Annotated in this window: 10 protein-coding genes; 4 read left to right on the top strand and 6 right to left on the bottom strand. The window is 72.3% G+C overall.

What is annotated here, in order from left to right:
- From rosag_RS02175 to rosag_RS02150, 6 genes are all read right to left on the bottom strand, one after another.
- Positions 1 to 3,402 carry a VCBS repeat-containing protein gene (locus rosag_RS02175; RefSeq protein WP_284348372.1) on the bottom strand — a complete coding sequence of 1,134 codons (3,402 nt, stop codon included), beginning with the start codon at positions 3,400 to 3,402 and terminating at the stop codon, positions 1 to 3.
- 5 nt (positions 3,403 to 3,407) lie between these two features.
- On the bottom strand, positions 3,408 to 5,477 hold the full coding sequence (locus rosag_RS02170; protein ID WP_284348371.1) for a glycoside hydrolase family 97 protein: 2,070 nt from the start codon (positions 5,475 to 5,477) through the stop codon (positions 3,408 to 3,410).
- 168 nt (positions 5,478 to 5,645) lie between these two features.
- Positions 5,646 to 7,019, bottom strand: a complete 1,374-nt coding sequence (locus rosag_RS02165; protein ID WP_284348370.1) for a vanadium-dependent haloperoxidase — start codon at positions 7,017 to 7,019, stop codon at positions 5,646 to 5,648.
- Between the two features lie 2 nt (positions 7,020 to 7,021).
- On the bottom strand, positions 7,022 to 10,432 hold the full coding sequence (locus rosag_RS02160; protein WP_284348369.1) for a VCBS repeat-containing protein: 3,411 nt from the start codon (positions 10,430 to 10,432) through the stop codon (positions 7,022 to 7,024).
- Between the two features lie 132 nt (positions 10,433 to 10,564).
- Entirely contained in the window at positions 10,565 to 12,145 is a 1,581-nt protein-coding gene (locus rosag_RS02155) for a RagB/SusD family nutrient uptake outer membrane protein (RefSeq protein ID WP_284348368.1), read from the bottom strand.
- 26 nt (positions 12,146 to 12,171) lie between these two features.
- Positions 12,172 to 15,273 (bottom strand): SusC/RagA family TonB-linked outer membrane protein, encoded by a 3,102-nt coding sequence (locus rosag_RS02150; protein ID WP_284348367.1) that lies wholly within the window; start codon positions 15,271 to 15,273, stop codon positions 12,172 to 12,174.
- A gap of 661 nt (positions 15,274 to 15,934) precedes the next feature.
- Here rosag_RS02150 and rosag_RS02145 point away from each other — a divergent pair.
- The 4 genes from rosag_RS02145 to rosag_RS02130 all read left to right on the top strand — a co-directional run bounded on the left by rosag_RS02145 (position 15,935) and on the right by rosag_RS02130 (position 23,205).
- The gene (locus rosag_RS02145) at positions 15,935 to 18,391 is read left to right on the top strand and encodes a hypothetical protein (protein ID WP_284348366.1); all 2,457 of its coding nucleotides are present in this window, start codon (positions 15,935 to 15,937) and stop codon (positions 18,389 to 18,391) included.
- 168 nt (positions 18,392 to 18,559) lie between these two features.
- A complete protein-coding gene (locus tag rosag_RS02140; RefSeq protein WP_284348365.1) occupies positions 18,560 to 20,386 on the top strand; it encodes a methanol/ethanol family PQQ-dependent dehydrogenase in 1,827 nt (608 codons plus the stop codon).
- Positions 20,367 to 22,247 carry a PQQ-dependent dehydrogenase, methanol/ethanol family gene (locus rosag_RS02135; protein WP_284348364.1) on the top strand — a complete coding sequence of 627 codons (1,881 nt, stop codon included), beginning with the start codon at positions 20,367 to 20,369 and terminating at the stop codon, positions 22,245 to 22,247. Before rosag_RS02140 ends, rosag_RS02135 begins: the two co-directional genes overlap by 20 nt.
- Before the next feature lie 193 nt (positions 22,248 to 22,440).
- Complete coding sequence (locus rosag_RS02130; RefSeq protein ID WP_284348363.1) at positions 22,441 to 23,205, top strand: substrate-binding domain-containing protein; 765 nt, start codon at positions 22,441 to 22,443, stop codon at positions 23,203 to 23,205.
- Positions 23,206 to 23,214 lie beyond the last annotated feature (9 nt).

Here is a 23,214-nt window from a genome sequence, read left to right as displayed (position 1 = left end):
TCATGGACGTGCGCTCTCGGCGCGGAGCGGTCGGAGGAGTTGGAGCCGGTCACCATTCCGCGCGACGGCGATCATCCAGCCGCCGTCCGCGCGCCGCATCGCCTTCAGGTCCCGTACCTGCCCCTCGATGGCGACGCCCGTCTCGGCCAGGTCCACGGGCGTGAAGCGCCCGTCGCCCGCGCCGCGCAGCAGCAGGCCGTAGCTGGCGTCGTAGCGCCCCAGCATCGGCGGGACACCGTGCTGGTTGCCGCCGAGCAGCAGGTCCACGTGCCCGTCGCCGTCGAAGTCGCGCGCCAGCGAGGCGTACACCGGCGCCAGCTGCGCCTCGCGCGGCAGCGGTCGCAACGTGAATGCACCATCCGCGCCCGCCAGCGCCACCGCGCTCGCCAGCTGGCGCGCCTCCAGCCTGCGCGCGGCGCGCAGCTCCGAGGCGTCGAAGACGTCCTCCAGGCGCGCGGCGCCGAAGGAGTGGTAGCTGGGATAGCGGCTGCGCAGCGGCGGCACCAGGCGGACGATGTCGTCGCGCCCGGCCAGCGGATAGCTCACGCCGTGCTTGTAGAAGGTCAGGAGCTGCTTCTGGACGCCCGTCCCGCCGAAGTCGTGGACGTACATCCGGGCGGGCTCGCCGTCGCTGGCGGTGACGTAGGCGTTGAGGCCCAGGTTCCCGAGCACGAGGTCCTGCCGCCCGTCGCCGTTCAGGTCCGCGACGGTGACGCTGTTCCACCACCCCTCGGTGCTGGCCAGCCCGGCCTCGCGCGTGCGGTCCACCAGCCGGCCGCCCTGCGGCGCGAAGACGCGCACCGGCATCCACTCGCCGACGACCACCAGCTCGAGCTTCCGGTCGCCGTCGCGGTCGATCCACGCGGCCGACGACACCATCCCGGCCTCCAGCAGCGCCGGCGCGACCTCGCGCGTCACATCCGTGAAGCGGCGTCCCGAGCCGTCAGGCGAGGGATCATTCCGCAGCAGGTGGCTCGGTGGCGTGAGCCCGTAGGAGCGCGACACGACGCGCGAGCCCACGAACAGGTCCACGTCGCCGTCGCCGTCGTAGTCGCCCGGCGCGACCACGCCGCCGTTCTGCGCGATGGGCGGCAGCGCGTCCGGCGCGTGCCGGAAGTGCCCGCGGCCGTCGTTCAGGTACAGCCGGTCGCGCAGCTGCGGCGCGTCGCCCCAGAACTCGTTGCCCGCGGTGACGACGTAGAGGTCCGGCCGCCCGTCGCCGTTGGCGTCGAAGAACGCCGCGTCCACGTCCTCGGTGACGCTGTCGGCGGCGAACACCGCGTCGTCCCGCGACGCGAAGCGGCCGTCGCGCTGCTGCACGAACAGCCGGCTGGGCTGCCACTTGGCGCCGCCCACGAACACGTCGTCCAGCCCGTCCCCGTCCACGTCGCCCACCGCCAGCGCCGGCCCCTCGGCCGACAGCAGGTGCGGCATCAGCGGCTCGCGGTCCGTGTCCAGGAAGTCGTTCTCGGCGTGCCGGAAGTCGATCGCGGACGCGGGGTCGGCGAGGGCCAGCAGCGGCGGCGCCGAGTCGCGCGGCGGCGCCCAGCGGCCCGCGGCGTCGCGCTGCGACAGCGTCAGCGTGCGGTTCGCCGCGACGTTCGTGAGCACCTGGAAGCGGCGGTCGGGCCAGACGACGATCAGCGAGTCCACGCGCGCTGCCTTCCCCAGCCCGAAGTGCAGCCGCGGATCGACCGACGACTGGAAGCCGCGCGTCGGCTGCTGCTCCAGCAGCTGCGTCGCGCCGCCCTGCTTCAGCATGACCCTCGCGCCGAAGCCCGCGGTGTTCGCGCCCTCGCCCTGCAGCCGCACGGTGAGGTACGCGTTCCCGTTGGCCGCGCGCGCGCCGTTGCGGTAGATCGCGGCGGGCGCGCCGAGCGTGTTGACGACGAGATCGAGCGCGCCGTCGTCGTCGAGGTCCACGTACGCCGCGCCGTTCGAGAAGCCGGGCTGCCCCAGCCCCCACTGGTCGGCGACGTTCGTGAAGTGCAGGTCGCCGTCGTTGCGGAAGGCGTGGTTGGGGAGCGGCACCTGCGGCATGCGCTGCAGCAGCGCCAGCTCGCGCGCCGTGATCCCCTGCGCCAGCGCCGCCTGGTTGGCGTCGTTGCCGACGTAGTTGATGTAGTCCAGGTCGTTCGGGCGGCGGTAGATCCCGTTGGTCACGAAGAGGTCCTTCCGCCCATCGTTGTCGAGGTCCGCGAACAGCGGCGCCCAGGTCCAGTCGCTGGCGTGCACGCCGGCCAGGTAGCCGATCTCGCTGAAACGGAGCGTGCCGCCGGCCTCGCCGCGGTTGAGCTGCAGCGTGTTGCGCGCGTACTGCGGCTGGTAGCCCGCGCGCAGCCGCAGGTTGAACAGGTTGAACGTCTCGGAGCTCGCCGACGTCTTGAGCACGTCCTCGCGCTCGGGGAGCATGTCGCCCACGAACAGGTCGGGCCGCCCGTCGTCGTTGATGTCGGCCGCGTCCACGCCCATCGAGAAGCGGCTCGTGTGGCCCGTCGCGCGGCCGAGGATCTCGGTGAAGGTGCCGTCGCAGCGGTTGTGGTGGAGCTGGTCGTTCCCCTGGAAGTCGTTGGCGACGTAGAGGTCGACGCAGCCGTCGCCGTCGAAGTCGCTCGCCACCACGCCCAGCCCGTAGCCGTCGACGCCGTCGCGGATGCCCGCGGCTTCCGTCACGTCAGCAAAGCGCCGCCCTGAGCCGTCAAGCGAAGGGTCGTTGCGGAACAGCCGGTCCGCCGCGGGCACGGTGCCGTCCGCGCGCGCGCCGTTCCCGATCGACCGCTCGCTGTGCGTCGAGTGGTTGAGCAGGAACATGTCCAGGTCGCCGTCGGCGTCGTAGTCGAGGAAGGCGGCCTGCGTCGAGTAGCCGACGTGCTCCAGCCCCATCTCGCGCGTGCGGTCGGTGAACGTGCCGTCGCCGCGGTTCACGTACAGCACGTTGCGGCCGTGCATCCCCAGGTAGCTGACGGCGGAGACGTAGATGTCGACGTGGCCGTCGCCGTCGACGTCGGCCATCGTCACGCCCGTCTTCCACCCCGGCGGCCCGGCGACGCCCGCGCGCGCGGTCACGTCCTCGAAGCGGAAGTTGCCGAGGTTCCGATAGAGCCGGTTCTCACCGAGGTTGGACGAGAAGTAGAGGTCGGGCCGCCCGTCGCCGTCGACGTCGCCCACGGCGACGCCGCCGCCGTTGTAGTAGTACAGGTAGTTGAGGATGTTGAAGTCGGCCGTCTCGGGGAGCCGGTTCTCGAACGTCACGCCAGTGGCGCGCGGCGCGAGGCGCTCGAACAGCGGCGGCGCCGCCGGCTGCTGCGCCGCACACCCCGCGAGCACCAGCGCGCACAGCGCCCCCACCGTGCGGGAGAGCGGATCCCTCGCTGCGCTCGGGATGACGTTCGACCAGCGCACCCGCCTTACCGCTCGGGGCGGATGCGCACCGCCACGCCGCCGCTTGGCGCGAGGCGCAGCGTCTGCCGCGACGCGGCGGTCACCGGCTGGCGCGAGATCGCGACCGGCAGCGGGTTGTCGCGCCAGTTGGCCCCCGGGCCGTCGGCGTAGACCTCGGCCACGTAGCGCCGGCCGGCCGGCAGGAAGTCGAGCCGCACGTCCAGCGTGCGCGCCTCCTCGTCCGTGATGGCGCCGAGGAACCACTCGTCCCTGCCCTTCGCCTTGCGCGCCACCGCCACGTAGTCGCCGATGCGCGCGTCGAGCACGCGCGTCGTGTCCCAGTCCACCGCGACGTCCCTGATGAACTGGAACGCGGGCTGGTTCGCGTAGTTCTCGGGCAGGTCGGCGGCCATCTGCAGCGGCGAGTACAGCACGACGTAGAGCGCCAGCTGCTTGGCGAGCGTCGTGCGCGGGCGCGACTCCTCGGGCGTGCGCGGGCGGCCGCTGCTGGCGAGCATCAGGTCGAAGATGCCCGGCGTGAAGTCCATCGGGCCGGCCAGCAGGCGCGTGAAGAAGAGGATCGTCTCGTGCTCGGGCGGGTTGCCGCTGTCGCCGCTCCAGGCGTTGTACTCCTGCCCGCGCGCGCCCTCGCGGCTCATCATGTTCGGCCACGTGCGGCGCTCGCCGGTGTCGTGGATCGGCTCGTGCGCGTTCACCATGATGCCGTACTTCGCGGCGGTCTCGATGACCTTGCGGTGGTGCCGCACGGCGAACTGCCCGTAGTGGGACTGCCCGCCGCCCACGGTGTCGGCCACGTAGCCCGACTTCAGCGTCGTGATGCCGAGCGACTGGTAGAGCCGGAAGGCGTCCTCCAGCTGGCGCTCGTAGTTGGCGATGCCGCCCGACGTCTCGTTGTGCGCGATCAGGCCCACGCCCCTGGACTTCGCGTAGGCCGCCAGCCCGCGCAGGTCGTAGTCGGGATACGCCTCCGTGAACGAGAAGGCGTTCTGGTTCTTGATCCAGTCGCCGTCCCAGCCGGTGTTCCACCCCTCGACCAGCACGCCCCTGAAGCCGTTCGCGGCGGCGAAGTCGATGTACTTCCGCGTGTTCGCGGTCGTCGCGCCATGCTTGGGCCCCGACGACCAGGTCATCGTGTTGAGGTGCATCCCCCACCAGATCCCGACGTACTTCTGCGGCTGGATCCAGCGCGTGTCGGCGATCCGGCTCGGCGGGTTGAGCTTGAGGCCGAGGACGGATGGCGCGAGCTGCTCGACGCGGTCGGCGAGCTGGATGGTGCGCCACGGCGTCACGAAGGGCGTGCGCCCGCGGACCTTCAAGCCGTCGTTCCACGGGGCCAGCGCAGCGCGCAGCGTGCGGCCCTCCATGCGCGGCCCGGCGAGGAACATGCGCGGGTAGTCGACGAGGTCCGCCTCGTGGATGACGACCTGCGTGCCGCTGCTCATGGCCATCGTGAGCGGCGTCTGCACGCTGTCGAGGGTGCTCACGGGCCCCGACGAGTAGAGCTGCTCCGAGCGGTCGAGGCGCGGGCGGTTGGAGGCGATCCACCACGCGCGCGCGTTGTCGGCCAGGGTGAACTCGGTCAGCTCGTCGCTGATCTCGAACTCGCCCAGGGCGGCCTGCTGGGGCAGCTCGTAGCGGAAGCCGACGCCGTCGTCGAACACGCGGACGGCGAGCACGAAGCGGCGTCGCGGCGCGGACTGCTCCTCGACCGTCACGCGCAGCTCGTTGTGCTGGTCGCGCACGCGCGCCACCTCGCCCCACGGCTGCGTCCAGGTCGTGTCGAACGACCGGCGCTCGTTGCCGACGATGCGCAGGCTGTCGCGCAGCGCCGGCGCGCCCCGGAAGGCGAAGCCGAGCAGCGACGGCTGGATGATCCACCGCCCGCCGCGCTGGACGTAGTAGGCCAGGTGGCCGTCCTGCACGCCGACGCCCGCGACGTTCTTGCCGTCGGGCGAGGCGACCGTGAGCGCGCCGGGCGGCGCGGTGACCTGCGCGTGGACGGCACTCGCGCTGAGCAGCGCCGCGGCCAGCGCGCCGACGATGCGCGCGGCGGCATTGCGACGGACGGGACGCATCGTGAACGGCATTGGACAGGATTGACAGGATTGACAGGATTCGATCTTCCACGTCACGCGGAGTCCCACGCGCCATGCGGAGGCCGGACAGGTCACGGGATCAATCCTGTAAATCCTGCTAATCCTGTAATCCTGTCGGAAGCTTTTCCGGCGCCGTCCCAGGAGGAGCTAGGGCGCGCGCGCCGCTGCGACCGTCGTCGGCACACGCGTCTGCACGCGCGCGAGCACCAGCTCCCCCACCTTCCGTCCCTGCTTCACCCCCTGCTCGATCGCGCGACGATAGTGGATGCCGCCGTACAGCCGGCTGATCGCCGCCTCCGCCGCCGCCTGCTCGAACGACGTGAACGAGCGCACCGGGAGCCCGTACTCCAGCTCCGTCGAGTCGGTGAACGCGAACCGGTCGCCGAACTGCTGCGTCAGCACCACCGCCGCCGCCGTCGAGATCACGCTGTGGCCGCTCGTGTACTCCGGGAACGGCGGCGTCTGGAGCAGCGGCTCCCACGCGGGATCGATGTACGTGTTGATCATCGACTCCGGGCGGATCACGTTGCTCCGGAACTTCTCGTCCCAGCTGCTGATGAAGCCGTCCGCGAGCGCGACCGACGTCCGCGCGTACGCCTCGGCCGACCGGAGCGCGTCGGCGTTCGACTTCCGCGCGGCGATGGCGACGATGCCCATCCAGTGCCCGCCCGGCGTGATCTTCTTGCTCGCGAACATCGCGTGCCCGCGCACGTTCATCACGTACGGGTTGCAGTCCCAGAACGCCGTGATGTCGCGCTGCTCCGCCGTCAGCGCCTTGCGCGTCTCGTAGACCTCGCGCGCCTCGCGGTAGAACGCGCTCGTCGGCAGCGTGTCGAACGGGTGCGGCGGCTCGGGGCGGAACTGGCTCGACGTGTCCATCACGAACGGCCGCAGCATCGCCCAGTTGGGCTCCACGGCGTCCATGTACGCGGGGGGCGTCGGCACCCAGCGCCCCGGCGCCGTGGTCACCGTGTACTTCGGGTAGCCGCGGCTCTGCTTGAACCGGTCGCCGCCCGCCCACTTCAGAACGTGATCGGCGACGCGCTCGCCGTACGCGATGGAGCGCGCGTACACCGAGTCGGACAGGCCGCGCCGGCGGTACTCGAGGTCCATCGCCTCGCGCAGCGAGTCCATGCGCGCGCGGCTGAAGGTGAGCGCGCGGCCCACCGTCATGAACGCGTGCACGCCGGCCAGCGGCAGCGACAGCTCCGCACCGGAGTCGGGCGCCGGCACCGGCGTCAGCCCGTGCAGCTGCCCCGCGAGCGAGCGGTAGCCGGGCTGCCCCTGCCGCAGCGTCTCGTAGGCGGCGACGCTGGCATAGGCGTAGACGCGGCTCGCCTGCGGCGGGCTGAAGATGTCGTAGACGATGACGTTCGTGAGCTGCCGCATCGCGCCGTGCAGCAGCTCCGCGTCGGTGGCGGCGGGGCGCGAGGTCGCCGTCGCGTGGCCGCACGAGGCGGCGCCGACGACGGCCGCGGCGAGGAGGGCGAGCCGGAGGAGGGGACGGAGAGCGGGGCGCATCGTCAGTCGCGGGAAGCGGGTCGGAAGACGAGCGGACGGGCGTTGTTGCGCATCACCACGTAGGCGTCGCCGTCGCGGGTGCGGAGGCGCTGGATGTCGCGCGCCTGGCCCGGGACGCGGAAGCCGGAGCGTCGCGCTGGCAGCGGCGTGAAGCCGCCCTTGCCATCCCCCCGCAGGAGGAGGCCGTAGCTCGCGGCCATGCGCCCGATCTCGGGCTTCACGCCGTCGAAGTTGCCGGCCAGCAGCAGGTCGGTGCGGCCGTCGCCGTCCACGTCGTCGGCGAGGATGCCGTACACCGGCGCCAGCTGCGCCTCGCGCGGGAGCGGCACCAGCGTGAAGCTGCCGTCGCCGTTGTTGCGCGCGAGCGCCGTCTCGAACGTGCGCGCGGTGCGCACGACCGCGCCGGCCAGCGCCGAGTCGGGGAAGACGTCGGCGACCGTGCGGCGCGCGTAGTCCTTGTAGTTGAGGAAGCGCGCCTTCAGCGGCGGGATCGCCTTGATCAGGTCGTCCCGCAGCGGGAAGGGGTACGCCTTCCCCTCGTTGTACGTCGCCAGGATCTGCTCCGCGAAGCCGTTCCCGTCGAAGTCCTTCACGTACATGGTCACCGGCTGCGCGGCGCTGGCCTGCAGGCGCGTGTTCAGCCCCAGGTTGCCGAGCACGAAGTCCACCCTGCCGTCGCCCGTGAAGTCGCCGGCGACGATGCGGTTCCACCAGCCGTCGCTCTGCGCGAGCCCCGCCACCGCCAGCGGCGCGAGCTTCCCGCCGCCGGCGTTGCGGAAGACGGTGATCGGCATCCACTCGCCGACGACCACCAGGTCGGGGCGCGCATCGCCGTCCACGTCGCGCCAGACGGCGTCGGTCACCAGCCCCGCGCGCGCGAGCGCGGGCGCCAGCCGGTCGGTGACGTCGGTGAAGCGCCCGCGCCCGTCGTTCTGCAGGAGCAGGCTGCGCGGGCTCGCGCCGTACTTCCAGGGCACCACGCGCCCGCCGACGAACAGGTCCACGTCGCCGTCGCGGTCGTAGTCCGCGGCCACCACGCGCGAGCCGCTCTCGTACTCCTCGGGCAGCTGGCCGGTCGTCTTGCGGAAGCCGCCGCGCCCGTCGTTGACGTAGAGGCGGTCCTGCAGCGCGGGCGCGAGCTCCGAGAACTCGTTGCCGCCGCTCACGACGTAGAGATCGAGGTCGCCGTCGCCGTCGGCGTCGAACAGCGCCGCGCCCAGGTCCTCCGAGATCGCGTCTGGCTCGAACACGCCGGGGTTGCTGCGGCGGAAGCTCCCATCGCGCGCCTGCAGCATCAGCTGGCCGGGCTGCTCCTTCGCGCCGCCCACGTACGCGTCGTCCAGGCCGTCGCCGTTCACGTCGCCCACTGCCATGTACGACCCCTCGGTCGAGAGGAGCTTGGGGAGCAGCCGCTCGCGGTCGAAGTCCACGAAGTCGTTCTCGCGGTGCACGAAGTCGAACGGCGTGCGGTCGGTGACGTCGGCGAGCAGCGTGGTCGACGGCGACGCGGCGCGTGGCGGCGCGGGCGCGGCGGCGGGCGCCGGGGCGTCGGCCTGGCGCACCGTCAGCCGCCGGTCGGCGGCGACCTGCCGCAGTACGCTGGTGCGGCCGTCCGCCCACGCCACGGTGACCGAGTCCGCGGCCGCGCGCGCGCCGAGCCCGAACGTCAGCACCGGGTCCACGCTCGACTGGAAGCCGCGCGCGGGCGCCTGCTCCTGCACCTGCTGCGCGTCGCCCTGCCACAGTGTCACGCGCGCGCCCACGCCGAAGCGGTTGAGCCCCGCGCCGTCCAGCCGCACCTGCAGCCAGTGCCGGTCGCGGTGCAGCGTGCGCGCGTTGTTGCGGTAGACGAACGCCTCGGCGTTGACGTTGTTCACCACCAGGTCGAGCGCGCCGTCGCCGTCCAGATCCCCGTACGCGGCGCCGTTCGAGAAGCTCGGCGTGTCGAGCCCCCACGCCTTCGCCTCGTTCGTGAAGCGCAGGTCGCCCGCGTTGCGGAACGCGTAGTCCGGCAGCGGCGTGGACGACATCGCGCGGATCAGCTGCATGTAGTCCACCTTCCCGCCGCGCACGGTGCGCTCGCGCGTCGCGTCGTTGGCGAGGAAGGCGATGTAGTCCTGCGACGTGACGTCGTGCAGCAGCCCGTTCGTCACGTAGACGTCCTTCAGCCCGTCCAGGTCCAGGTCCGCGATCAGCGCGCTCCAGCTCCAGTCGGTCTTGTCGACGTGTGCCATCTGGCCGACGTCGCTGAACGTCCCGTCGCCGTTGTTGCGCTGCAGCATGTTGCGCATGGCCTGGTGCCCGTAGCCGTTGCGCAGCTTGGTCTGGTAGACGTCCCACCCCTCGAACGACGACGTCGTCTTGAAGCGGTACTCGTCCTCCGGCAGCATGTCGGTGGTGTAGACGTCCGGCCAGCCATCGTTGTCGACGTCGGCCACGTCCATCCCCATCGAGAAGTAGCTCATGACCGGCATCTGCCGGTCGCCCGCCTCGTCGAACGTGCCGTCGCCGCGGTTGACGTACAGGTGGTCGCGCTCGAAGAAGTCGTTGGCGACGTAGACGTCCGGCCAGCCGTCGCGGTTCACGTCGCCCACGCCCAGCCCCAGCCCGAAGCCGATCTCGCTGCCGTAGATGCCGGCCTGCTCGCTCACGTCGACGAACTTCCCGGCATCGTTGCGATACAGGCGGTGCCCGCCCAGCGAGTCCCGCACGTGCCGCGTGTTGCGCATCCCGAAGCTGCTCACCGGGCGCGGCGAGTTGTTGATCACGAACAGGTCGAGGTCCCCGTCGCGGTCGTAGTCCAGGAACGCCGCGTGGCTCGAGTAGCCGCGGTCCGCGATCCCGTGCTCGGCCGCGCGCTCCACGAACGTCGGCACGCCCGACGCGTCGGTCCCCTGGTTGACCCACAGCTCGTTGGCGCGGCGGTCGGCGTCCGGGCCCGCGTGCGACACGTAGACGTCCAGCCGCCCGTCGCCGTTCACGTCGGCCATCGTCACGCCGGTCGTCCAGCCGCCCTTCCCCTTCATGCCGGCCTTCGCGGTGACGTCGCGGAAGCGCAGCCCGCCCTCGTTCAGGTAGAGCGTGGCCCCGCCCAGGTTGGACGTCAGCACGAGCTCCGGCAGGCTGTCGCCCGTGAGGTCCCCGATCGCGACGCCGCCGCCGTTGTAGAAGTTGCGGTAGGTGAAGACGTTGAGCGTGTCGCTGTCCTCCAGCCGGTTGACGAAGTGGACGCCCGTGTACGACGCGGGGAGCCGCGTGAACAGGTGCCCGTCCACCGGCGGGGCCTCGCCGCGGGGCGCGGCAGCGGCCGTGGAGTCGTCCGCGGAGCCGGCAGCGCCCGCGCAGGCGAGGGTGCCGGCGAGCAGCGCGGCCGCGGCGAGCGCGCGCGGCCAGGCGGCGTACGTCTGGGTCATGCCCTTCGGAGGGATTCGGCGGGAGGTGGTCCCGGCGGCGCGCCGCGGGACACTGCGTCTCATATACGTCATCGCCTGCCCCCTGGACAGGAGCAGGCGATGACGGGAGGCCGTGGGGCGGGTGTCGCCCCCTCAGTAGCCGGCGTTCTGGACCAGCAGCGGGTTGTTCTGGAGCTGCGTGGCCGGGATCGGGAAGAGCACCTTGTAGGGCGACTGCGCCGTCTTGAACTGGCGCGCCCCCGTGAAGGTCAGCGTGACGCCGGGCAGCCCGCCCATGCGGATCAGGTCCTGGCGGCGCTTCGCCTCGCCGGCGAACTCGAACAGGCGCTCGCTCAGGATCGCCTGGCGCGCCTGCGCCTGCGACAGGCCGGTGCTGAGCGGCTTGTCCGGCTCGAACGCGCGCTCGCGGATCCGGTTGACCAGCGCGATCGCCTCCGCCGTCCGTCCCAGCTCGTTCAGCGCCTCGGCCTTGATCAGGTACATCTCGGCCAGGCGGAAGTACACGAAGTCGTTCGGGAAGGAGTCGCCGTTCGGCGCCGACAGCAGCGGCGGGTACTTGAGCAGGCGCGGGCCCTCGTTCTCGTTCGCCTTCGTGATGTCGCCGATCGTGTCCGTGAAGACCAGCGGCGCGCCCTGGCGGTCCGTCGTCGGCTGGCCGGTCACGAAGCTGATCTGCGGGCCGGTGAGCCACACGCTGCGGCGCACGTCGGCCTGGTCGTAGGTGCGGTACGTCTCCGCCAGCCCGGCGAAGCCGTTCCACGGGCCGCCCTGCACGCCGTGCTGGTTGTAGTGCAGCGTCCGCATCTGCAGGCTCATGCCGAGCCCCGGCGGCGCCGACGTGTTGGCGATGACGAAGATGTTCTCGGGCGACGTCTCGTTGTTGACCGCGAAGTTCGCCTTGTAGTCCGACGCCAGCGAGTACACGCCCGAGTTGATGACGCGGTCCGCGGCGTCGATCGCGTTCTGGTAGCGGCCGGCCGCGCGCTGCAGCCCGCCCGCCGTCACCGTCCCCTGGAACACCGGGGCGTTGATGTACATGTTCGCGAGGATCGCGTTCGCCACGCCCTTGCTCACGCGGCCGTACTGCGCCGGCTTGTCGGGCAGCACCGCGCGCGCCGCGTTCAGCTCGGACTCGATGAACTTGAAGATCGAGTCGCGCGAGACGTTCGCCCGCGGCTCGACCTCGGTCGTCGTCACCAGCGGCACGCCGCCGAAGAAGTCCATCAGCACATAGTAGAACCACGCCCGCAGCGTCCGCAGCTCGGCGAGGTTGGCCTCCTTGTTCGCGCTGTTGCTCGCCTCGACGACGCTGATCATCAGGTTCGCCTTCGCGACCCCCGAGAACATGTCGTTCCAGACGCCGTTCATGTCCTCCAGCGCGGAGCCGGAGTTCGAGTTCCACGACTGGCGGTAGATCTCGAGCCAGCGGCCGTTGTCGAACCAGTCGCTGCCGCGCGTCGGGACGAGCTGCTCGTCCGACGTGATCTCGCTGAGGTTGTAGTAGCCCCACTGCGTCGAGCGCAGCTGCGCGTACACGGCCGCCGCGCCGGCCAGGATCTCCTGGTCCGTCTTGAACGCGTTGGCCGGCGTCAGCGCGTCGCGCGGCGTCTCGGTGAGGTCGGTGCAGCCCTGGACGGCGCCCAGGGACCCCGCGGCGAGCAGCAGGGCCCCGAGGGCACTTCGACGGAGGGTCTGCGAGAGATAGGTCGGCATGGGCTCCGGATGACTGACTCGAGGGATCAGAACTGGATGCGGGCGCCGGTCGTGAAGGTCCGGGCGCGCGGATACGCCAGGTAGTCGATGCCGCGCGACGCGGTGCCGGTCACGCCGTCGCCGGCGCGCACGAACACCTCCGGATCCAGCCCCTCGTAGGGCGTGAAGAGCAGCAGGTTGTCGCCCGAGAGGAAGACGCGCGTCTCGCGCCCACCGGCGAAGCCGCTCGGCAGCCGGAAGCGGTAGCCGATCGTCACGTTCTGCAGGCGGACGAACGAGCCGTCCTCGATCCAGCGCGACGAGTAGATCGCCGGCTCGCCGAACGCGTCCCCCTGACTCAGCGCCGACGACAGGAAGTTGCGCCCCTGCTTGGCGTTCGCCGTCGTCGAGTAGACGAGCGCCGTGTTGTTGAAGACGTCGCGGTTGAACTCGCCCCGCCACAGCCAGCTGGCGTCGAAGCGGTTCCACGTCGCGTTGCTGCGCAGGCCGAGGCTGAAGCCCGGGTTGGCGTTGCCGATGATGCGCTCGTCGTCGCCCGTCGGCGTCGTCGTCGTGCCGTTCAGCGTGCGGCCGGTCTCGCGGCCCTGCGCGTCGCGCGTGACCGTGTACTTGTTGAAGATCTGCTGGCCCTTGTCGTTGAAGCCGACGAACTCCGCGCCCCAGAAGGTGCCGATCGGCTCGCCGGGGATCAGGCGCTGCGCGAACTTGCCCGACTGGCCCTGGCCGCTGACGACGCCGGTGATGATGAACTGCCGGTCGAGGCCCAGCTCCACCACCTCGTTGCGCTCCACGCTCAGCACGAGCCCCGACGACAGGCTGCGCGTCGCGCCGTCGAAGATCCGCGCGTCGAGCGACAGCTCCATCCCGCGGTTGCGGATCGACCCGACGTTCTCGATGCGCGTGCTCACCACGGCCGGCTGCGCCACCGGCACGTCGAGCAGCAGGTCCTTCGTGTCCTTCTGGTAGAAGTCGAGGACGCCCGTGAACCGGTCGTTCGAGAAGCCGTAGTCGAAGCCGACGTTGATCTGCTCCGACGTCTCCCACTTCAGGTTCGGGTTGGCGACCTGCGACGCCGCGAAGCCCGTGATGACCTGGTCGCCGAACGGATAGCGCGCGCTGTTGTTGGTCTTCAGCAGCAGCTGCGTCGCGTACGGCTTCACGGCCTGGTTGCCCTGGCGCCCCCAGCCGGCGCGGAGGCTCAGGTTCGAGAACGGGCCGTCCTTCAGGAAGCCCTCCTCGCTCAGGCGCCACGAGCCGGAGATGGCCGGGAACACCGACCACTTGTTGCCCGGCGCCAGGCGCGACGAGCCGTCGTAGCGCAGCACGCCGGTGAGGAAGTACCGGTTGCGGAAGCCGTAGTTGGCGCGCCCGAAGAACGACACCAGGCGGCTCTGCTCGATGTACGACGTCGGCGCGGGCGCGCCCTCGAGCGTGCCGGCGCCCAGGTTGTTGAACGAGAAGGCGTCGGTGCGGAAGCCGCGCGCCTCGGCCTCGAAGCCGCGGTTGTCGAAGCGCGAGAACTCGTAGCCGCCCAGGACCTCGATGTCGTTCGACTCGCTGATGTCCGGCGCGAAGGTCAGCAGCCCCTGGAAGTTCACGTTCTGCAGGTCGCGCTCGGCCTGGCGCGCGCGGCCGTTGGTCGAGGCGCCGACCGGGTTCGTGAGCGGCAGGTAGGTCTGCCGCACCGAGTTCGCGAAGTCGATGCCGACCGTCGTGCGCGCCGTCAGGCTCGGGAGGAGGCTGTACGACGCGTTGACGTTGCCGAGGACGCGGTTCTCGGGCGCGACGTCGTTGATCTGCCGCGCCAGCGCCACCGGGTTGCGGATCGACTGCGCGCCGGTGCCCACCTCGTAGAACGTGCCGGTGGACGTGAGGACCGGCTGCGTCGGGTTGAACACGGCCACGTTCGTGAACACGCCGCCGTCGAAGCCGGCGGTGTTGTCGAACGGCAGGTACTTGTTGTTGACCCGCGACGCCGTGAGGTTGACGCCCGTCTGCAGCTTGCCGCCGATCGCCTGGTGGTTGGCGTTCACGCGGCCCTGGTAGCGCGTCAGCCCGTTGGCGATGACGACGCCCTGCTGGTCGAAGTAGTTGAGCGCCGCGCGGTACTGCGTCGTCTGCGACCCGCCCGAGAACGCCAGGTTGTGGTTCTGCGTGTACCCGACGCGCGTCATCTCGTCCTCCCAGTCCGTGTTCGCCGTGCCGAGGCTGGCGTTCGCGGTGGCCGGGAGGTTCCCGTTGCTGATCTGCGACTGGACGAAGCTGCGGTACTCGCTGCCGTTCAGGACGTCGAGCTTGCGGGCCGCCGTCGCGGCGCCGACCGCCACCTCGTACTCGATCTGCGAGGTGCCGCCGGCGCCCTTCTTGGTCTCGATGAGCACGACGCCGTTGGCGCCGCGGCTGCCGTAGATCGCCGTCGCCGCCGCGTCCTTGAGGACGGTCATCGACGTGATGTCGCTCGGGTTGAGCGAGTTCAGCGGGTTGCGGTCGAGCGCCGCCGTGTTGCCGATCGCGACGCCCGTAGCGACGGTGTTGTCGTTCTGGATCGGCACGCCGTCGATCACGTAGAGCGGATCGTTGCTGGCGCTGATCGACGTGCCGCCGCGGATGCGGATCTGCGCCCCGCCGCCCGGCTCGCCGTTGTTGACCGTGATGTTGACGCCCGCCACGCGCGCGTTGAGCAGCGCGGTCGGGTTGGCGATGACGCCGAGGTTGGCGGCGTCGGCGTCGACCTTGGCCACCGACCCGGTGATCGCCTCGCGGCGCTGCGTGCCGTAGCCGACGACGACGACCTCGGAGAGGCTCGCCGCGACGGACGGGAGCGAGATGCTGACGGTCGCGGTCGCGCCGGCGTTGACCGTCACCGCCTCCTCGCGCGACGCATAGCCGATGCGCGCCGCGCGCACCCGGGCGGCGCCGGCGGGGACCTGGGCGATGACGAAGCCGCCGTCGTTGCGCGTCAGGGCGCCGCGCTGCGTGCCCACGATGGAGACCGTCACGTTCGCGAGCGGTTGCTGCGACGTCGAGTCGACGACCCGCCCGCTGATCGTGCCCGTCGGGGCCTGCGCGCCCAGTGAGCCGGCGAGCAGCAGGCCGCCGACGAACACCGGGAAGAGGCCACGAGCCACTGCTGCCATACGTCTGCCCTCCATTGGAGGCTGCGGAGTTTGGACATCGCCCTCGGTCGGCGTGGACACGACGCGGAGGGGTCCTGGGCGCGGCGGGCGGCCGGTCGGCCACGCTGCCGGTTGCGACGGCGCGGCCCGTGGGCGCGCCGGAAAGCTCGGCGAGGCGTCAGCGCACGGGTGGTCGGGCCCGGGGTGAGGCGAGGGGCCACGCCGCGCGGGCCCACGAACGTGCGTGCTGCTGGGAGTCGGACTGCATCCACCCTCCACTGCCACCCGGTCCACCTGCCCTGGTCGGTCATCGACGTTCCGGCATGCGTGACGCCGTCGCCCGCTCCTGCGGGAGACCGCGCCTCATGCCGAACCGGACCTCATGCACCGCACCGCCGGCGGCCCGCGCGCATCCCCATCGCGCCGCGTGCAGCCGCCGTCCCCACCGTCCCGCATGCCCCAGCGGACCACGGAATCGTCCCGCACGTCACGCGTGCTCCACCGTACGCCGGAGCACGTTCCACCCGCGGTCGCCCCGCGGTCCACCCTGCTGGCTTCGGGTCGCGCGGCCAGATATCCCTTCCGGCCGGCGCATTGTCAAGGTCGTGTACGAACGACGCGACCCCGGTAGCGGAATGGAACGTTCCTACGCCGACCCTCACCCCGACGCCGCATGATCCCGCTCACGCTCGCGCTGCTGACGCAGCTGGCGCAGAACGCCGACAGTACGCGGACCGTTCCAGCCGTGCTTTCATTCCCCGAAACGGGGATGGACGACAGCGCCGCCTACCGGGGCTACCGCACGCGCTTCTGGCGCGACGCCGCGGGCAACACGGTCCAGGTCTACCTCGACCGGCGCGAGGGGCGCGTCGTGCACCTGTGGGCCGACGCCGACAACGAGAGCCTCGGCTTCACGGCCCGCGACGCCGGCGGCCGCCCGGCGCCGCTCCGCTGGACGTCCGACTCCGCACGGGTCGGCGGGCCGCCGCGCGCGCGCACGCTCGCGCACGCCCTCGAGGCCGAGTCGCCCACCGTGCGCCTCGGCTTCTTCCTGCTCGGCTCGATGCGCGTCGAGCGCGACTTCCAGGCGTGGGGGAAGCACCGCGCCCCGTACGGCGGCGCGCCGTTCGCGCTCGAGGAGACCGAGCGCCTGCTGGCCGCGCTCGATCGCCTGCCGGCCGACGTGCGGCGCGAGCACCTGGCGCTGGTGCACGCCCCCGACGTCGCCACGCTGCGCGCCCGGCTGCGCCCGACGATCGCGGTGACGACCGGCGCCGACGCCTGGGTCGCGCGCGTCACGCAGCTGTCGCTCGACGCGCGCGACACGCTGCGCCTCGACGTCGCGGTCGATCCGCGGCGGGTCACGGCGACGCGCGCGGGCGACGTGCTGACGCTGCGCGCGCGCACTGGACGCACGGTGCCGTTCACGGTGCGCATCGCCACCACCGCGGCGCCGCTCGGCCGCCTGTCGCGCCAGGAGATCTTCACGCCCGAGTTCCTCGCCTTCGTCGCCGCGGCGCAGCACGGCACGGGCACCGACACGGCCGCGCTGCGCGGGCGCTGGATGGAGCGGCAGGTGCGCGGCGTCGAGCTGCTGTCGTCGCGCGACAAGCTGATGGCGGGGCTGCCGACCTACGCCACCTACTTCGGCCGCGACATGCTGGTGACGGCGCTCATGATGCGGCCCATCTGGCGCGACGAGATGTCGGAGTTCGTGATCGCCAGCGCGCTGCGCAAGCTCTCGCCCACCGGACAGGTGAGCCACGAGGAGGCGCTCGGCGGGCAGGCGGTGCGCGAGGCGGCGTCGGAGTACGTCGCGCTGCTGGACGAGCGGCGCCGCGCGACGGCCGCGGGCAACGCGGCGGCGGCCGACAGCCTGCTGGCGCGCGCGGCCGCGGTGCTGCGCGACCATCGCCGCGTGCGCGAGAACTACCACATGATCGACGACGAGCTGCAGCTGCCGGTGGTGACCGCGCGCTGGCTCGCCGACCCCGACGTGCCGGCCGCGCGCAAGCGCGCCTTCCTCCTGGACGCGACGGACGGCGGCGAGCCGCGCCTGACGCGCATGCTGCGCGAGCTCGCGCTCGTCGCCCGCATGACCGCGCCGTACGCCGCCGCGCCCACGCCCGACCACCTGATCGGGTTCGCCGCGCGCGACTCCGCGCGCTGGGCCGCGCTCAGCTGGCGCGACAGCGGCGTGGGCTACGCGAACGGCCGCTACGCGATGGACGTGAACGCCGTCTGGGCGCCGCACGCGCTGGAGTCGATGGCCGAGATCCTCGCCGCGCTGGGGACGCTCGGCTTCCGCAGCGACTCGCTGGCGGGCGCGCTGCCCGAGCTGGCCGCCGGCACGCCGCTGGGCGCGTGGGTGCGCGACACCGCGGCGCTGCGCCGCGCCATCGACACCTGGTGGGGCGCCGAGCGGCACTTCGTCGTGCGGCTGGGGCCCGAGGCCGTGCGCCGGCAGGTCGCGGCGCGGCTGGCGATCATGCCCGCGGCGGAGCGCGCGCACTGGACGCGCGTGCTCGCGCGCACCGGCGCCGACCGCGACTCGCTGCGCTTCCTCGCGCTCGCGCTCGACGCCGACGCGCGGCCCATCGGCGTCGCGAACTCGGACCCGGGCACGCGGCTCTTCCTCGGCGAGGGCGCAGCGCGCGCCGGCGCCCCCGATTCGGCGACGGCGGCCGGCGTGCTGCGCGACGTGCGGCTGTTCGTGCGCGCGTATCCCGTCGGCCTGTTCATCGACCGCGTCGGGCCGGTGGTGGCGAACGACGCGTACGCGACGCCGGCGGTGTGGCGCGCGTTCGTGCGCGACGCCTATCACGGCCCGCGCGTGGCGTGGGGGCGCGAGGTGAACCTCTTCCTGCTGGGCGTGGCGGGCCGCATCGCGGACGCAGGCGCCGATGCGGGCACCGATCCCGCGCGCGCGGCGTACGTGCGCGAGCTGCGCGACGCGGCCGATCGCGTGGTCGCGGCGGTCGAGGCGTCGGGCTTCCAGAGCGAGCTGTGGAGCTACGAGTTCCCGGGCGGCCGGCTGACGCCGGTGCGCTACGGCTCCGGTGCCGACGTGCAGCTGTGGAGCACGACGGATCTCGCGGTGCAGTTCGCGCTGTCGCGACTGCGGAGGTAGCGCACTCGTCGCGTCTGGTGCCGCTTTCCGACTCTGGTACGCGATCTGCTAGCCGACGCGCAGGGTCGAGCGCGCATGGGGTGATGGGGATCGACGGGATGCGCCCGACTCGGCGTCCCGGGTCCACCGCGGCCGCCGCCGTACGCCATCGTACACACGGCCCTGCACTTGACGCTCGCGTTCGACCACACCGCTGCCCGGCGCGCGCACACCCTCGCGCGCCGCGCGACCTGCGCCGCCGCCCTCGTCCTCGCCGCGTGCGACGCCGACGGCGCGCCAGCTGCGCGCGCGGCGGCGACCGACCCCGCCGCCGACGACGGGCAGTGGACGATGCCGGCGAAGAACTACGCGAGCACGCGCTACAGCGCGCTCGCGCAGGTCACCGCGGCCAACGTGCGCGGGCTGCGGCTCGCGTGGACCTTCACCACCGACGTGCGGCGCGGGCACGAGGCGGCGCCGCTGGTCGTCGGCAGCACGCTCTACGTCGTCAGCCCCTTCCCCAACGAGCTGTACGCGCTCGACCTGGCGAACGGCGGCGCGCTCAAGTGGACGTACCGCCCGCCGCACCTGCGCGCGGCGCCCGGCGTCGCCTGCTGCGACGTCGTGAACCGCGGCGCCGCGTACGCCGACGGGAAGCTCTTCTTCAACACGCTCGACAACCAGGTCGTCGCCGTCGACACGAGCGGGAAGGAGGCGTGGCGCACCACCGTCGGCGCCATCGAGCGCGGCGAGACGATGACCATGGCCCCGCTGGTCGTGAAGGGAAAGGTCCTCGTCGGCAACAGCGGCGGCGAGTTCGGCGTGCGCGGATGGCTCACGGCGCTCGACGCGAACACCGGCAAGATCGCGTGGCGCGCGTACAGCACGGGACCCGACAAGGACGTGCTGATCGGCCCCGACTTCAGGCCGTTCTACGCGTCGGAGCGCGGGCGCGACCTCGGCGTGCACACGTGGCCCGCGGGGATGTGGCGCCACGGCGGCGGCGCGGTGTGGGGCTGGCTCTCGTACGATCCGGAGCTCGATCTCGTCTTCTACGGCACCGGGAACCCCGGCCCGTGGAACGCCGACATGCGGCCCGGCGACAACAAGTGGACGGCCGGCCTGTTCGCGCGCGACCCCGACACCGGGCAGGCGCGCTGGTTCTACCAGTGGAACCCACACGACGTGTGGGACCACGACGGCGTGAACGAGCCGCTGCTGCTGGAGCTGCCGATCGGCGGGCGACAGCGCCGGGTGATCGTGAGCCCGGAGCGCAACGGCTACGTCTACGTGCTGGATCGCGCCACCGGACAGGTGCTGTCGGCCACGCCGTACGCGCACGTCACGACGACGCGCGGCGTGGACACCGCGACGGGGCGGCTGCGCCTCGTGAGCGGCAAGGAGCCCGGCGTGGGCCGCGTGGTGCGCGACATCTGCCCCGCGGCGCCCGGCGCGAAGGACTGGCAGCCGTCGGCGTTCTCGCCGCGCACGGGGCTCGTCTACCTGCCGCACCAGAACCTCTGCATGGACTTCGAGTCCACGGAGGCCAACTACATCGAGGGCACGCCGTACGTGGGCGCGAACGTGCGCATGTATCCGGGGCCCGGCGGCCACCGCGGCGAAGTGACCGCGTGGGACCCGGTGCGCGGCCGCGCCGCGTGGAAGCTGCGCGAGCCCTTTCCCGTGTGGAGCGGCGCGCTGGCGACGGCGGGCGACGTCGTCTTCTACGGCACGATGGACCGCTGGTTCAAGGCGGTCGACGCGCGCACCGGCGCGCTGCTCTGGCAGTTCCGCACCGCGTCGGGGATCATCGGCCAGCCGATCACCTTCCGCGGGCCCGACGGCAAGCAGTACGTGGCGATCCTCGACGGCGTGGGCGGCTGGTCCGGCGCGATCGTCGCCGGCGCGGCCGACCCGCGCGACTCCACGGTGGCGCTGGGCTTCGCCGGCGCGATGTCCGACCTGCCCGCCGTGACCAACCGTGGAGGGACGCTCTATGTCTTCGCGCTGCCCTGAGCGCCGCGCGGCCCGCGCGCTCCTCGCGGCCGCGCTCCTCGCATCTCCGCTGCTCGCCGCCGCGTGCCGCGGCAACGAGACGCCGAACTTCGAGGCGGCCGTCAACAAGGCCGGCGCGATGGAGATGCGCACGCTCGCCGCGCCCAGCGGCACCGTCGCCACCAACCTGCCGGCGGAGGACGGCCAGTGGACGATGGCGGCGAAGGACTACGCGAACACGCGCTACAGCGGGCTCGCGGAGATCTCCGCCGCCAGCGTGAAGAACCTGCACGTCGCGTGGACCTGGTCCACCGGCAACCCGTACGGCCACGAGGGGACGCCGCTGGTGGTGGGCACGACGATGTACGTCGTGACGCCCTTCCCCAACGAGCTGTACGCGCTCGACGTGGGGGCGCAGGGCGCGATCAAGTGGAAGTACGCGCCGCCGTTCATCCCCGCGGCGCCCGGCGTGAGCTGCTGCGGGCACATCAACCGCGGGCCCACGTACGCCGACGGCCGCGTCTTCTTCACCACGCTCGACAACCAGGTGGTCGCCGTCGACGCGGCCACCGGGCGCGAGGCGTGGCGCACCACGCTCGGCGCGATCGAGCGCGGCGAGACGATGTCGATGGCACCGCTGGTCGTGAAGGGCAAGGTGATCGTGGGCAACAGCGGCGGCGAGTTCGGCGCGCGCGGGTGGCTCACGGCGCTCGACGCGGCCACCGGGAAGATTGCCTGGCGCGCGTACGGCACCGGCAGCGACAAGGACGTGCTGATCGGCCCCGCGTTCAAGCCGTTCTACGCCAAGGACCAGGGGAAGGACCTCGGCGCGACGACCTGGCAGCCGGGCGGCTGGAAGAACGGCGGCGCGACGTCGTGGGGCTGGCTCTCGTACGACCCCGAGCTCGACCTGCTGTACTACGGCACCGGCAACGCGGGCCCCTGGAATCCCGACCTCCGCCCCGGCGACAACAAGTGGGCGGCGACGCTGTTCGCGCGCGACCCCGACACCGGCGAGGCGCGCTGGGCGTACCAGATCTGGCCGCACGACCGCAACGACTACGACGCGATCAACGAGAGCGTGCTGCTCGACCTGCCGGTGGGCGGTCGGCCGCGCAAGCTGCTGCTGCGCGCCGAGAAGAACGGCTACATGTACCTGTTCGACCGCGCGACGGGCGAGGTCGTGGCGGCCGACTCGTTCGCGTACAGCACGGTGATGCACGGCGTCGACCTCAAGACCGGCGCGCCGCGCGAGAACCCCGAGCGCTGGGTGCGCCACGGCAAGGTGACGCGCGAGATCTGCCCGTCGGTGCAGGGCGCGAAGGACCACGAGCCGACCGCGTACTCGTTCCGCACGGGCCTCGTCTACGTCCCCGGGAACAACCTCTGCGAGGACGTCGAGGGGACGGAGGCGAACTACATCGAGGGCACGCCGTACCTGGGCGCGATCTCGCGCGCCTACGCCGGGCCGGGTGGCCACCGGGGCGAGTTCTTCGCCTGGGATCCGGTGGCGCGCCGCAAGGTGTGGTCGCGGCGCGAGCGCTTCCCGCTGTGGGGCGGCGCGCTCGCGACCGCCGGCGACGTCGTGTTCTACGGGACGATGGACCGCTGGTTCCGCGCGGTGCACGCGCGCACGGGCCAGCTGCTGTGGCAGTTCCGCACCGGCGCCGGCATCGTCGCGCCGCCGATCACCTTCCGCGGGCCGGACGGCAAGCAGTACGTCGCCGTCATGGACGGTCCCGGCGGCTGGATGGCGGCGACGGTCGAGGCCCACGCCGACCCGGCCGACTCCACCGGCAGCGACGGCGCGGTGGGCGCCTCGGCCGACCTGCGGCAACACACCGTGCGAGGAGGGACGCTGTATGTCTTCGGGCTCCCCTGACGAGCGTCGAGCGTCGAGCGGCGAGCGGCGAGGTGCATCCACGCCGCCACGGCTCGGGCTCCGCGACGTCGTCGCGCTGCTGCTACCGGCACTCGCACTGGCGCTCGCGACGGCCGCGGAGGCGTATTCCGCGCCGGCCGCTCAACGCTCGACGCTCGACGCTCGACGCTCGGCGTCCGCGGCCCGTGGGCGCGTGCTCCGGGTCTGCGCCGATCCGAACAACCTCCCGTTCAGCAACGACCGCCGCGAGGGCTTCGAGAACAGGCTGGCCGAGCTGCTGGCGCGGGAGATGGGCGCGCGGCTGGAGTACACGTGGTGGGCGCAGCGGCGCGGCTTCTTCCGCGAGACGGTGAACGCCAGCAAGTGCGACCTCGTCCCCGGCGTGCCGACGCGGCTCGACATGGTGCTGACGACGCGGCCGTACTACCGGTCGTCGTACGCCTTCGTGCAGCGCCGCGACGCCGCCACGCGCGTGACGTCGCTCGACGATCCCGCGCTGCGCCGCCTGAAGGTCGGCGTGCAGTTCATCGGCGACGACTACGCGAACACGCCGCCGGCGCACGCGCTGGCCGCGCGCGGCATCGTCGAGAACGTCGTCGGCTTCAGCATCTACGGCGACTACCGCGAGCCCAACCCGCCCGCGCGCATCATCGACGCGGTGGCCGACGGCACCGTGGACGTGGCGATCGTGTGGGGCCCGCTGGGCGGCTACTTCGCGCGTCGCGGCCGCGTGCCGATGACGGTCGTGCCGGTCACGCCGCAGGTGGACCCGCGCTCGCTGCCGCTCGCCTTCGACGTGTCGATGGGCGTGCGGCGCAAGGACGCGGCGCTGCGCGACGAGGTGCAGGCGGTGCTGACGCGCCGCCACGACGCGGTGGCCGCGATCCTCGACGCGTACGGCGTGCCGCGCGTCCCGACGCCGCCACGCGCGACCACGGTCGCGGGAGCGCGCCCATGACCCACTCCA

This window comes from Roseisolibacter agri, from assembly GCF_030159095.1.
GTDB classification, from domain to species: Bacteria; Gemmatimonadota; Gemmatimonadetes; order Gemmatimonadales; family Gemmatimonadaceae; genus Roseisolibacter; species Roseisolibacter agri.
This window is presented reverse-complemented; position numbering and strand designations above follow the sequence as displayed.